Genomic DNA, 11,294 nt, shown 5'->3' with positions numbered 1-11,294 from the left:
GGCGCCCAGTCCCCGGCCGCCTCGGCGCACCGGCCCCACCGACCGCCCGCCGCCGAGGCCGCCCACCTCGGCAGCCGCCGCCCGGCCGGACCCCGTCACCCGTTCGACACGGACCGTCAGCTGACTCCCTGTAACCCGTCCTGACCTGCGTAAACACCCCCCAGGCAAGGCGACACACCGCACCGGACGGCGTAATTCTGACCCTCCATCAGCAGGCGCGGCGCGCGTGACGGCTCTTATCTCGGTCCTAGGAGGCAGGTCCCGGGAAGTCCCTCCCGGCAGGACCGGGCCTCCCCGGCATGACCGCTCGCGCGCCCCGGAGGACCCCATGCGCACCACTGCCCGCCTGCTCACCGGTACCGCGCTGACGGTCGCCGCGATCGGCGCACTCGGCTCCCCCGCCGCGTTCGCCGGGGACTCCGAGTCCCTGGAGGTCTACCCCTCCTCCGCGAGCCCCGGCACCACCATCACCGTCAACACCCTCGCCTGCGGCAAGAACGGCCGCGGCGTCGGCGACGCGCAGTCCCTCGGCGCGGGGGACTTCCACCTGAACCCGAGCACGCACAAGGAGGTCGTGGTCGGCCAGTTCACGGTCCCGGAGCACGCCAAGCCGGGTACGTACTGGATCAGCGTGGCCTGTGACAACGGCAGGACCGCCCGGGGCGAGCTCGTCGTCAAGCACAAGGACCGCCCGAGCGGCCATGTCCGTACCGGTGTCGGCGGCAGCGTCGGCCCCGACACCACCCAGATCGCGGCGGGCGCGGCGGTGCTGGCCGCGGCTGCCGTCGGCGGTACGTGGCTCCTGCGCCGCCGGGCGAGCGGCGCGCAGGACGGCTAGACGTACCGCAGTGTCCTGCCCCCGCCGCGCGCCCGTACACGGCCCGGCGGGGGCAGGACCACACCTTCACGCTCAGGCCGGAGGAACGCACCGTGAGCAGCAGGAGCAAGGGGTGGGGCATAGCCGCCGCCGCGGTGGCGGGCATCTGGCTCGTCCAGAACGGCTCGGAGCACGTCACCCCGCCCGTGCCGTCGGCCGCGCAGGCCTTCGCCGCGGGCCCGAACATGCACACCACGGCCGCCGCCGACCCGCTGGAGCCCTCCGCGCCCGTTCGGCTGCGCATCCCCGAGATCGACGTCGACACCCCCATGACGCGGCTCGGTCTGGGCCGCGACGGCGCCCTCGACGTGCCGCCGGCGGACGACCGCAATCTGGCGGGCTGGTACGAGGGCGGCACCCCGCCCGGCGCCGAGGGCACCGCGATCGTCGCCGGACATGTCGACAACGCCCGTGGCCCGGCCGTCTTCTACGCCCTCGGCGCGCTGAAGAAGGGCAACCGGATCGAGGTGGACCGGCAGGACGGCCGGACGGCCGTGTTCACGATCGACGCCGTCGAGGTGTACGACAACAAGGCCTTCCCGGACGACAAGGTCTACGGGGAGACGGACGGACGGGCCGAGATCCGGGTCATCACCTGCGGCGGGGGCTTCTCCAAGCAGTCCGGCTACCAGGGGAACGTGGTCGCCTTCGGCCACCTCATCGGCGTGCGGTAGCCCCGAGGCCTCTGCCCCGGTCGGGACGGCCTACGACCACTGGTCGAAGGCGAGCTTCGCGACGAGCGAGAAGACGACGACCAGCAGCACGCCCCGGACGAACTCGGCGCCCTTGCTGAGCGCCATCCGCGCCCCGAGCATCCCGCCGGCCAGGTTGAAGACCGCCATGACCGCCGCCAGCTGCCAGAGCACGCTGCCCTGGTACGCGAACATCGCGAGCGCCCCGGCGTTGGTGCAGACGTTGACGATCTTGGCGGTGGCGGAGGCGGTCACCAGGTCGAGATGGAGCACGGCGGTGAGCGCGAGGACCAGGAAGGTGCCGGTTCCCGGTCCGAACAGGCCGTCGTAGAAGCCGATCCCGCCGCCGACGAGCACGATCGCGGTGACGATCCGGGCCCGGCCGACGGGCGGCTTCTCGCCCGCGGCCTGGGTGCCGAACTTCGGGCGCAGCATCACGAACGCGGCGACGCCGACGAGCACCACCATGATCACCGGACGCAGCACGTCATTGCTGATCCCGGCCGCGAAGAACGCGCCGCCCATGGACCCGGCGAGGGCCGCGAGCCCGATCCGTACCGCCGTCCTCACCTGCACGGGCGCCGTCGCCTTGCGTACGTAGGTGATCGCGGCGCCGGTCGTGCCGACGATCGCGACGGCCTTGTTGGTGCCGAGGATCTGCGGGGCCGGGACGTGCGGAACTCCGAGCAGCAGCGCGGGCAGGAGCAGCAGCCCGCCTCCGCCGACCACGGCGTCGATCCAGCCCGCCACGAGAGCGGCGGCGCACAGCAGGACGAGAGTGGTCAGGGATATGTCAGGCATGCGAGCGAGCCTAAGGAGCAGATGCGTGCGCCGTCCATCAATCCCTGGAGAGTTGAGCTACGTCTGAGGTTGTGCCGATCGGCGCCCGGTCCGGCGCGGGCGGCGCGGCCGGGTCGACGGCGGCCGTGAGGAAGGTCGCGGCGAGCGCACCGGCCGCCAGGAGCCCGGCGGCGACCTGCCGTCGCGCCCGGTCGGCGGGGTGGACGGCGAGGGCGCGGTGTCTGCCCGCGGCCGCTGCCTCTGAGCGGGGGCGCTCTCTCCTGGTGGCCGAAGCCGCGGAACGGGCGCGGTGCTTACTCATGGCTGAAGTCCTCGGAGTGGATGCGGTGGGCCGGTATCCCGGCCCGGACGAGCGAGGCGGTGGCGGCCCTGGACATGGCGGGCGGGCCGCAGAGGTAGACGTCGTGGCCGGCGAGGCCGGGCACCAGGTCGCGCAGGGCCTGCGGGGCGAGGGGGTCGAAGGAGGCGTCGGACGGGCCGAGGAGGTAGTGCAGGGCCGCCTGCCGTGCGTGGGCGATGCGCTCCAGTTCCTCGCGCAGGACGAGCCCGTCGGCGTCGGAGGCCCGGTAGAGCAGCGTCACGTCGCCGGGGCCGCCGGGCAGGGTCTCGAAGAGCGCGCGCAGCGGGGTGATCCCCACTCCCCCGGCGAGCAGCAGGACCTTGCGACGGGTGCGCCGGTGCGCGGTGAGCGCGCCGAACGGGCCGGTCGCGAGGACCCGTGTGCCGGGGCGCAGTCGGCGGATCCGGCGGGTGTGGTCGCCGAGCGCCTTGACGGTGATCCGCAGGGTGTCGTCGCGGACGGGTGCGGAGAGGGAGAAGGGCAGCGCGGTCCGCCAGAGCCTGCGGGTCAGGAACCGCCAGCGAAAGAACTGCCCGGGTTCGGCCCTGAGCAGATCGAGGCCGGTGCCCCTGATGGTCACGGAGACGACGCCCGGGGCCTCGTCGCGGACCTCGGTCACGCGCAGGGTGTGGCGCAGGGCCTGCCGGACGGGGACCACGATCCGGTACCAGACGAGCAGCACGGCGACCGTGGCGTGCGCCATGGACCAGGCCCAGAGCGCGACGACGCTGCCGGTGAGGTCGGGCCCGGCGAGCTGGTGCACGAAGCCGAGGGCGGCGGCGAGATGGCTGAGCAGGTGGAGCGTCCGCCAGGTCTCGTGCCGCAGCCGCCGCCGGGCGGCCCGCGCGGACGTGACCCCGACGGCGACGAAGAGCGCGGTCCCGACGGTGGCGGCGAGGAGCGCGGGGTAGGAGAGCAGGTCCCCGGTGGCGGTGACCAGGTCGGTACGGGCGTGCACGGCGTACCCGCAGAGCGCGAGCACGGCGTGTGCGCCGACGAGCCCGAGCACGTACCGGCCGCCGACCGCGTGCCACCGGGCGAGCCGGTCGGCGCCGACCCCGTGCTCGACGGCGGGCACCCGCGCCATCAGGAACAGCATGACGAGCACGCCGTACCCGGCGAGCAGCCCGGTCAGGTGGGCTCCGGTGGCGAAGAAGGAGTCGAGCCGGGCGGAGGGCCGTGCCTGCACACCCCAGAGCAGCCCGACGGCCCCGGCGCCGCCCGCGATGGCGTTGCGCAGGAGGTCGGGGGCGACGCGGGGGTTGTGGGCCATCGTTCCGCGGGGCGATGGGCGTCCTCCCGGACGAAGTCCGGGGGAGGGTGGGCACGACCCCCCACCGGGCCGCACCCGGCTCTCCTCCCGCACCGCTCCCCGAGCCGCGCCGGGCCGTTGTGCCAGATACGCGGCAAGCGCCGGATGGCCGGTTTCCTGAACCTCGGTCGTCACGGGACCCGACACTAGGGGCCCCGAGGTATACGAAACCGCAGCTCAGCTCCTCCCCCGGGATCCTTAAGGCCGCCTTGAGGAGCGCCTCACCACCGGTTAACCCTCACACCGGAGGACCCCCGTCGCGGAGATCAGCGTTCCGCGGGAGAAACAACCGGGATCCCGCCGGGTAACACCCGGGCCGCACGCTTCGACACATGAGTACACGGATCGTGGTGGTCGGCGGCGGGACGGCGGGCGTCCGGCTCGCCCAGCGGCTGCCGGTCACCCTCCTCGGCGAAGAGCCGCACGCACCGTACAACAGGGTGCTGCTCGCGGACGTCCTCGCCGGACGGTACGCGCCCGAGGTGATCGCGCTGCCCGCTCCCCAGGAGCCGGTACGGCGCGGGGCGCGGGTGGTGCGGATCGACCGGGCCGCCCGGAGCGTGGAGCTGGCGGACGGGACGGCCGTCGGCTACGACCGGCTCGTCCTCGCGACCGGCTCCAACCCGGTCCTGCCGCCCCTGCGCGGCCTCCGGGGCGTCCGGCCGCCCGCGGGCGTGCTCCCCTTCCGCACCCTCGACGACTGTCTGGAGCTGCGTGCCCTCGTCCGCCCCGGTGTCCGCGCGGTCGTCATCGGCGGCGGTCTGCTCGGGGTCTCCGCGGCCCGCGCGCTGGCCGCGCTCGGCGCCGAGGTGGTGCTGACCCAGCAGGGCGAGCGCCTGATGGAGCGCCAGCTCGACGCCCATGCCTCGGCGCTGCTCCGCGAGCACGTGGAGTCCCTGGGCGTCGAGGTGCACACCGAGTGCCGGGTCAGCGGTCTCCGGCAGGAGGACGGCGCGGTGACGGCGGTCGAGCTGGCCGACGGTTTCGTGCTCGACGCGCAGGTCGTGGTCCTCGCGTGCGGGGTCAGGCCGCGCACCGGTCTCGCCCGGGACGCGGGCCTGGAGGTCGCCCGGGGCATCGTCGTCGACGACGAGCTGCGGACCTCCGACCCGTACATCCACGCCGTCGGCGACTGCGCCGAGCACGCCGGCCGGGTCTACGGCCTGGCGGGACCGGCCCTGGAACAGGCGGACGCGCTCGCGGAGGTCCTGCTGCGCTCCGAGGAGCCGTCCGGCACCCGGCCCACCGATCCCGGCACCCGGCCCGCCGCCCCCGGCACCCGCCCCGCCTACACCGGCACCCGCGCCCTGACCCGGCTGACGCTCGGCGGCCCCGTGGCGCTCGACCTCGCCGCGTTCGGCGAGGCCACCCCGCTCCCCGGGGACGACGTGGTCCAGCTGACCGACGCCACCCGGCGCGCCTACCGCAAGGTCGTCGTCCGCGGCGACCGGCTCGTGGGCGGCGTGCTGCTGGGCGACCTGGCCGCAGTCGGCACGCTCGCCCGGGCCTGGGAGGGCGACGAAGCCCTGCCCGACGCCCCCCTGCTTCATCTGCTCACTCATGACGGAGGCTCCTGAGATGGCGACCACGCCCCTGCCCACCCCCACCGCGCCCACCATCGTCCTGGTCGGCCACGGCATGGTCGGCCAACGGTTCCTGGAGGCCCTCGCGGACCGGGGCGTCACCGAGCGGGCCCGGGTCGTCGTGCTCTGCGAGGAGCCGCGCCCTGCCTACGACCGCGTCCAGTTGACCTCGTACTTCAGCGGGAAGACCCCCGACGAGCTGTCCATGGTCGAGGACGGCTTCATGGCGCGGCACGGCATCGAGCTGTACGTAGGCGACCCGGCGGAGTCGGTGGACCGCGCGGCCCGTACGGTCACCGCCCGCTCCGGGCAGGTCTTCGCGTACGACACGCTGGTCCTGGCCACCGGCTCGTACCCCTTCGTGCCACCGGTCCCCGGCAAGGACGCGCGGGGCTGTTTCGTGTACCGGACGATCGAGGACCTGCTCACGATCGAGGAGTACGCCAAGACCGCGACGACCGGCGCCGTGGTCGGCGGCGGTCTGCTCGGCCTGGAGGCGGCCGGCGCGCTGAAGGGACTCGGACTCGCCACGCACGTCGTGGAGTTCGCGCCCCGGCTGATGCCGGTGCAGGTGGACGAGGGCGGCGGCGCGGCGCTGCTGCGCACCATCGAGCGGATGGGCCTGACCGTCCACACCGGCACGGGCACGCAGGAGGTGCTGACCGAGGACGGCGCGGTCACCGGCATGCGGCTCTCGGACGGCTCCGAACTGGCCACGGACCTGGTGGTGTTCTCGGCGGGCGTACGGCCGAGGGACCAGCTGGCGCGCGACTGCGGCCTGACGGTCGGCGAGCGCGGCGGCATCGCGGTGGACGAGGCGTGCCGGACGTCCGATCCGGCCGTGTACGCGATCGGCGAGTGCGCGCTCGCCGCGGACGGCCGGGTGTACGGCCTGGTCGCGCCCGGCTACGAGATGGCGCTGACGGCGGCGGCGACGATCGCCGAGGCGGCCGAGGAGCGGGCCTTCACCGGCGCGGACATGTCGACCAAGCTGAAGCTGCTCGGCGTGGACGTGGCCTCCTTCGGCGACGCGCACGGCGCCGCCGAGGGCTGCCTCGACGTCGTCTACTCCGACTCCCGCTCGGGCGTCTACAAGAAGCTCGTGGTCGACGGCGAGGGCGTCCTGCTCGGCGGAGTCCTGGTCGGCGACGCCGACGCGTACGGCATGCTGCGCCCGCTCACCGGCACCGTCCCGCCGGTCTCCCCCGAGCAGCTGGTCCTGCCGGCGGGCGCGGGCGCGCCGGTCGCGCTCGGGCCGTCCGCGCTGCCGGACGACGCCGTCATCTGCTCCTGCCACAACGTCACCAAGCACGCGATCAGCCAGTGCGCGACGCTGCCCGAGGTGAAGAAGTGCACCAAGGCGGGCACGGGCTGCGGCAGTTGCGTGAAGCTCATCGGCCAGCTGCTGCCGGAGCCGGCCGACAAGGGGCTCTGCGGCTGCTTCTCGTACACCCGCGGCGAGCTGTACGAGATCACCCGTACGCTGCGGCTCACCTCCTTCGCCGCGCTGCTCGACTCGCACGGCCGGGAGGAGGCGCGGGGCGGCGAGGGCTGTGAGGTCTGCAAGCCGACGGTCGCCTCGATCCTGGCCAGCCTCAACCAGGGATACATCCTGGACGGAGAGCAGGCCTCCCTCCAGGACACCAACGACCACTTCCTCGCCAACCTGCAGCGCAACGGCTCCTACTCGGTCGTGCCCCGCATCCCCGGCGGTGAGATCACCCCGGAGAAGCTGATCGTGATCGGCGAGGTGGCCCGTGACTTCGGGCTCTACACCAAGATCACGGGCGGCCAGCGGATCGACATGTTCGGCGCCCGCGTCGAGCAGCTGCCCTCGATCTGGACCCGGCTCGTCGACGCGGGCTTCGAGTCGGGGCACGCGTACGGCAAGTCGCTGCGCACGGTGAAGTCCTGCGTGGGGCAGACCTGGTGCCGCTACGGCGTCCAGGACTCGGTGAAGATGGCCATCCAGCTGGAGCTGCGCTACCGGGGGCTGCGCTCCCCGCACAAGCTCAAGTCGGCGGTCTCCGGCTGCGCGCGGGAGTGCGCGGAGGCGCAGTCGAAGGACTTCGGCGTCATCGCGACGGCCAACGGCTGGAACCTGTACGTGGGCGGCAACGGCGGCGCGACCCCGCGCCACGCGGACCTCCTCGCGCAGGACCTTTCGGACGCCGAACTCGTCCGGCTGATCGACCGGTTCCTGATGTTCTACATCCGTACCGCCGACCGTCTGGAGCGCACCTCGGTGTGGCTGGAACGCCTCGAAGGCGGCCTGGACCACCTGCGGGACGTACTGGTGCACGACGCGCTGGGGCTCTGCGACGAGTTGGAGGCGCTGATGGCGGCCCATGTCGCGGACTACCAGGACGAGTGGGCGGCGACGCTCGACGACCCGGAGCGGCTGCGCCGTTTCGTGTCCTTCGTGAACGCGCCGGAGGCGCCGGACCCCTCGGTGCGGTTCGTGCCGGAGCGGGACCAGATCAAGCCGGACCTGACGGTCCTCACCATCGGCACTCTGGAAGGGGTCTGAACCCGATGCACCTCGAACTCTCCCACGACGCGGCGGCCGACGCCTGGACGACGGTCTGCGAGACCTCCCGGCTGACGCCGGGCCGGGGGGTGGCGGCCCTGCTCCCCGACGGCCGGCAGGCGGCGCTCTTCCTGGACCGGGCGGGCCGGGCGTACGCGATCGACAACCGCGATCCGTTCACCGGGGCGCAGGTGCTGTCCCGGGGGCTGCTCGGTTCGGCGGGCGGGCGCACGTTCGTGGCCTCGCCGCTGCTCAAGCAGCGCTTCGACCTGGAGTCGGGGAGGTGCCTGGACGACGAGGCGGTGTCGGTGGCGGTGTTCCCGGTCCGCACGGTCGCACGGGACTGACCTTTCGATCTTGACCGATCGTTCCAGATACTCGTAGAGTCAAGGCGTGGCCAGGACCAAGGAATTCGATCCGGACGCCGCGCTCCAGGCAGCCCTCGAGCTGTTCTGGGCGCGCGGCTACGAGGCGACGACGATGGCGGATCTCGTCGAGCACCTCGGGATCGGCCGCGCCAGCATCTACGCCACCTTCGGCAACAAGCACGAGCTGTACATGAAGGCGCTGGAGCGCTATCTCGAGACGTGCGAGCCGACGATGCTGGAGGAGCTGTCCGCACCCGGGCCGGCACTGCCGCCGGTACGGAGCCTGATCAGACGGTTCGCCGCGGAGGCGGGGGCCGAAGCGACACGCCTGAGCGGGTGTTTCGTCACCAACTCGGCGGCCGAACTGGGGCCGCACGACGTGCCGGTGGCGCGCCGGGTGGAGCTCAGCTGGGAGCAGATCGAGACCCTGCTGCACTCCTCCCTGGTCCGCGCCCGCGCCCAGGGCGAACTGCCGCCCGACCGCGATCCGCGGGCGCTGGCCCGGATGCTCCTCGTCCTGGCCCAGGGCCTGCGGGTGGTCGGCAAGGCGTCGAGCGACCCGGCCAGGGTCCGCGACGCGGCGGAGCAGGCGCTGACCCTGCTCGACTGAGAACCTCGGCCCACGACGACGGAGGCGCCTCACGGCGCCTCTTTCTCGGGGCTTCATATTGGAACGTACGGTCAAGAAATCATTCACCAGGGAGGGGCATCACCATGTCCGCACGCTTCACCGACAAGCGCGTCCTCGTCACCGGCGCCGGCACCGGTCTCGGCCGGGCCATCGCGCTCGCCTTCGCCGCCGAGGGCGCGAAGGTCGTCGTCTCCGGCCGCAGCGCGGCGACCCTCGCCGAGACCGTGTCCCTGATCGAGGCCGCGGGCGGCACCGCGGCCGCGGTCACCGCCGACGTGTCCCGCGCCGAGGACACCCGGCGCCTGGTCCGGGAGACCGTCGAGACCTTCGGCGGCCTGGACGTCGCCGTGAACAACGCCGGGGTCTTCCTGGGCGGCGCGGCCGCCGCCGACTTCCCCCTGGAGGACTGGCAGACGCTGCTCGACATCAACGTCACGGGCGTCCTGCACTCCCTGCAGGCGGAGATCGCGCACATGCGGGCCCACGGCGGCGGCGCCATCGTCAACATCTCCTCCAACCTCGGCCCGCACGTGCGGTTCCCCGGCGTCTTCGGCTACCAGGTCTCCAAGGCCGCGGTCTCCGCGATGACCCGGGCCGCCGCCCTCGACCATGTCGCCGAGGGCGTCAGGATCAACGCGGTCAGCCCGGGCGCCTCGGACTCGACGATGTCGCTGCGGCCCGGCGAGACGGAGGCCGAGCGGGCGGTACGGATGAAGGACGAGTCGCCGCTCGGCCGGATCTCGGCGGCCTCGGAGGTCGCGGCGGCGGTCCTGTACCTGGCCTCGGAGGACGCCGGTTCGGTCGTCGGCGCCGACCTGGTGATCGACGGCGGCGTCTCGGCCTGAGGCGCCCGGCCGGTCCTTCGTTCGGCGGTGATCAGCCCTCGATGGCGGCCGGGTCCATCCACATGACCTCCCAGTGGTGGCCGTCCGGGTCCGAGAACGAGCGGCCGTACATCGAGCCGAAGTCGAGGGGCTCCTTCGCCGCCGAACCACCGGCGGCGAGGGCGCCGTCCGCGAGCTCGTCGACCTTCGCGCGGCTCTCGGCGCTCAGGGTGAGGAGGACCTCGGTCGACCTCGTCGCGTCGACGAGCTCCTTGCCCGGCTTGGTGAACTCCTTGAACTTCGCCTCGGACAGCAGCATCGCGAAGATCGTGTCGCTGATGACCAGGCAGGCGGTGGTGTCGTCGCTGAACTGCGGGTTGAAGGAGTAGCCGAGCTTGCTCCAGAAGCCCTTGGTGGTCTCCAGGTCCTTCACCGGCAGGTTGACGAAGATCATCTGCTGCATGACGTGCTCTCTCCTGTGCTCGTGTCCACGCTGTTTCGGTTTCGAGAGGTAAGACGGCGGGGCGCGACGGAACTCATCGGCGCGCGGGAAGTTTTTTCGGAACCGGGCTAGCGTCGGGGTATGAGCCCCAGCCCCGGCCCCACCGGCAGGAAGATCACCGAACGATTGTCGGACGAGGCCCTGACCGGCGCCACCGGACGGAACTGGGCGGCCTGGTTCGCGCTCCTCGACGCCTGGGACGCCACCGGCCGGAACCACACCGCGATCGCCCGCCATCTGGTGGAGGAGCACGGCGTCAGCGGCTGGCACGCCCAGTCGATCGCCGTCGGCTACGAGCAGGAGCGCGGGATGCGCCAGGTCGGCCAGGCCTCCGACGGCGGCTGGAAGGTGAGCGCGAGCAAGACGGTCGACGCGCCGGCTGAGCGCTGCACGGCCGCCTTCGCCGACGAGGAGCTGCGCCGCCGCTGGCTGCCGGACGGCGAGCTGGAGGTACGCACCCATCGGCCGGGGAAGTCGCTGACGGCGGACTGGGACGGCGGGACGAGCCGGATCGAGGTCTATCTGACGCCGAAGGGCGAGACGAAGACCCTGATCGGCCTCGGCCACACCAGACTCCCGGACGCGGACGCGGCCGCCGCCTACAAGCAGTTCTGGCGCGAACGCTTCGCGGACCTCAAGCCCCTCCTTGAGTCGGACCGGTAGCCGAGCCGGAACCCGGCCGAGGCCGCCCGAGCCGGAACCCGACCGAGGCCGCCCGGGCCGAAACCCGACCGGGGCCGCCCGAGCCGGAACCAGGGCGAGTGCACGAGTCTCACGTGCACCCCACCTTGGCCATCTACGACCGCACCGATGGACGGTACACGTCTGTGTTGG

At 72.9% G+C, this 11,294-nt stretch carries 12 protein-coding genes; 8 read left to right on the top strand and 4 right to left on the bottom strand.

Translation table 11 applies throughout. The features are described 5' to 3' along the window. The first annotated feature begins 328 nt into the window (after positions 1-328). Positions 329-838 carry a hypothetical protein gene (locus AB0E14_RS37970; protein ID WP_362429541.1) on the top strand — a complete coding sequence of 170 codons (510 nt, stop codon included), beginning with the start codon at positions 329-331 and terminating at the stop codon, positions 836-838. Positions 839-930: 92 nt separating this feature from the next. Next, positions 931-1,551 (top strand): class F sortase, encoded by a 621-nt coding sequence (locus AB0E14_RS37965; RefSeq protein ID WP_362429539.1) that lies wholly within the window; start codon positions 931-933, stop codon positions 1,549-1,551. 30 nt (positions 1,552-1,581) lie between these two features. Here the strand turns inward: AB0E14_RS37965 and AB0E14_RS37960 are convergent, their stop codons facing one another. The 3 genes from AB0E14_RS37960 to AB0E14_RS37950 are packed head-to-tail and all read right to left on the bottom strand — an operon-like array spanning position 1,582 to position 3,983. Further along, a complete protein-coding gene (locus AB0E14_RS37960) occupies positions 1,582-2,370 on the bottom strand; it encodes a TSUP family transporter (RefSeq protein ID WP_362429535.1) in 789 nt (262 codons plus the stop codon). Positions 2,371-2,407: 37 nt separating this feature from the next. Then, positions 2,408-2,671 carry a hypothetical protein gene (locus tag AB0E14_RS37955; RefSeq protein ID WP_362429532.1) on the bottom strand — a complete coding sequence of 88 codons (264 nt, stop codon included), beginning with the start codon at positions 2,669-2,671 and terminating at the stop codon, positions 2,408-2,410. Then, positions 2,664-3,983: a ferredoxin reductase family protein gene (locus AB0E14_RS37950; RefSeq protein WP_362429529.1), complete on the bottom strand. Its 1,320-nt coding sequence runs from the start codon at positions 3,981-3,983 to the stop codon at positions 2,664-2,666. The genes AB0E14_RS37955 and AB0E14_RS37950 overlap by 8 nt, the downstream gene beginning before the upstream one ends. A gap of 371 nt (positions 3,984-4,354) precedes the next feature. On the opposite strand from AB0E14_RS37950, the gene AB0E14_RS37945 reads away from it, so the two are divergent. The 5 genes from AB0E14_RS37945 (at position 4,355) to AB0E14_RS37925 (ending at position 9,979) form a co-directional block, all read left to right on the top strand. Next, complete coding sequence (locus AB0E14_RS37945) at positions 4,355-5,599, top strand: FAD-dependent oxidoreductase (protein WP_362429526.1); 1,245 nt, start codon at positions 4,355-4,357, stop codon at positions 5,597-5,599. A gap of 1 nt (position 5,600) precedes the next feature. Further along, entirely contained in the window at positions 5,601-8,135 is a 2,535-nt protein-coding gene (nirB, locus tag AB0E14_RS37940; RefSeq protein ID WP_362429522.1) for a nitrite reductase large subunit NirB, read from the top strand. A 5-nt stretch (positions 8,136-8,140) separates the two neighbouring features. After that, positions 8,141-8,482: a nitrite reductase small subunit NirD gene (gene nirD / locus AB0E14_RS37935; RefSeq protein WP_362429519.1), complete on the top strand. Its 342-nt coding sequence runs from the start codon at positions 8,141-8,143 to the stop codon at positions 8,480-8,482. A gap of 46 nt (positions 8,483-8,528) precedes the next feature. Continuing rightward, positions 8,529-9,113 carry a TetR family transcriptional regulator gene (locus tag AB0E14_RS37930; protein WP_362429516.1) on the top strand — a complete coding sequence of 195 codons (585 nt, stop codon included), beginning with the start codon at positions 8,529-8,531 and terminating at the stop codon, positions 9,111-9,113. Between the two features lie 104 nt (positions 9,114-9,217). Continuing rightward, positions 9,218-9,979: an SDR family oxidoreductase gene (locus tag AB0E14_RS37925; RefSeq protein WP_362429513.1), complete on the top strand. Its 762-nt coding sequence runs from the start codon at positions 9,218-9,220 to the stop codon at positions 9,977-9,979. A 31-nt stretch (positions 9,980-10,010) separates the two neighbouring features. On the opposite strand, the gene AB0E14_RS37920 is transcribed toward AB0E14_RS37925, so the two are convergent. Further along, complete coding sequence (locus AB0E14_RS37920; protein WP_362429510.1) at positions 10,011-10,421, bottom strand: VOC family protein; 411 nt, start codon at positions 10,419-10,421, stop codon at positions 10,011-10,013. A gap of 120 nt (positions 10,422-10,541) precedes the next feature. On the opposite strand from AB0E14_RS37920, the gene AB0E14_RS37915 reads away from it, so the two are divergent. Further along, a complete protein-coding gene (locus AB0E14_RS37915) occupies positions 10,542-11,123 on the top strand; it encodes a hypothetical protein (RefSeq protein WP_362429507.1) in 582 nt (193 codons plus the stop codon). Positions 11,124-11,294 lie beyond the last annotated feature (171 nt).

Source organism: Streptomyces sp. NPDC047981 (assembly GCF_040653315.1).
GTDB lineage: Bacteria > Actinomycetota > Actinomycetes > Streptomycetales > Streptomycetaceae > Streptomyces.
The sequence above is the reverse complement of the archived record's forward strand: the minus strand, read 5'-3'. Positions and strand labels throughout refer to the sequence as shown.

Coding starts and splice junctions, on each gene's coding strand:
- AB0E14_RS37950 (WP_362429529.1), bottom strand. CDS start 3,983: ATGGCCCACAACCCCCGCGTCGCCCCCGACCTCCTGCGCAACGCCATC.
- AB0E14_RS37970 (WP_362429541.1), top strand. CDS start 329: ATGCGCACCACTGCCCGCCTGCTCACCGGTACCGCGCTGACGGTCGCC.
- AB0E14_RS37960 (WP_362429535.1), bottom strand. CDS start 2,370: ATGCCTGACATATCCCTGACCACTCTCGTCCTGCTGTGCGCCGCCGCT.
- AB0E14_RS37925 (WP_362429513.1), top strand. CDS start 9,218: ATGTCCGCACGCTTCACCGACAAGCGCGTCCTCGTCACCGGCGCCGGC.
- AB0E14_RS37945 (WP_362429526.1), top strand. CDS start 4,355: ATGAGTACACGGATCGTGGTGGTCGGCGGCGGGACGGCGGGCGTCCGG.
- AB0E14_RS37915 (WP_362429507.1), top strand. CDS start 10,542: ATGAGCCCCAGCCCCGGCCCCACCGGCAGGAAGATCACCGAACGATTG.
- AB0E14_RS37955 (WP_362429532.1), bottom strand. CDS start 2,671: ATGAGTAAGCACCGCGCCCGTTCCGCGGCTTCGGCCACCAGGAGAGAG.
- nirD (WP_362429519.1), top strand. CDS start 8,141: ATGCACCTCGAACTCTCCCACGACGCGGCGGCCGACGCCTGGACGACG.
- AB0E14_RS37920 (WP_362429510.1), bottom strand. CDS start 10,421: ATGCAGCAGATGATCTTCGTCAACCTGCCGGTGAAGGACCTGGAGACC.
- nirB (WP_362429522.1), top strand. CDS start 5,601: ATGGCGACCACGCCCCTGCCCACCCCCACCGCGCCCACCATCGTCCTG.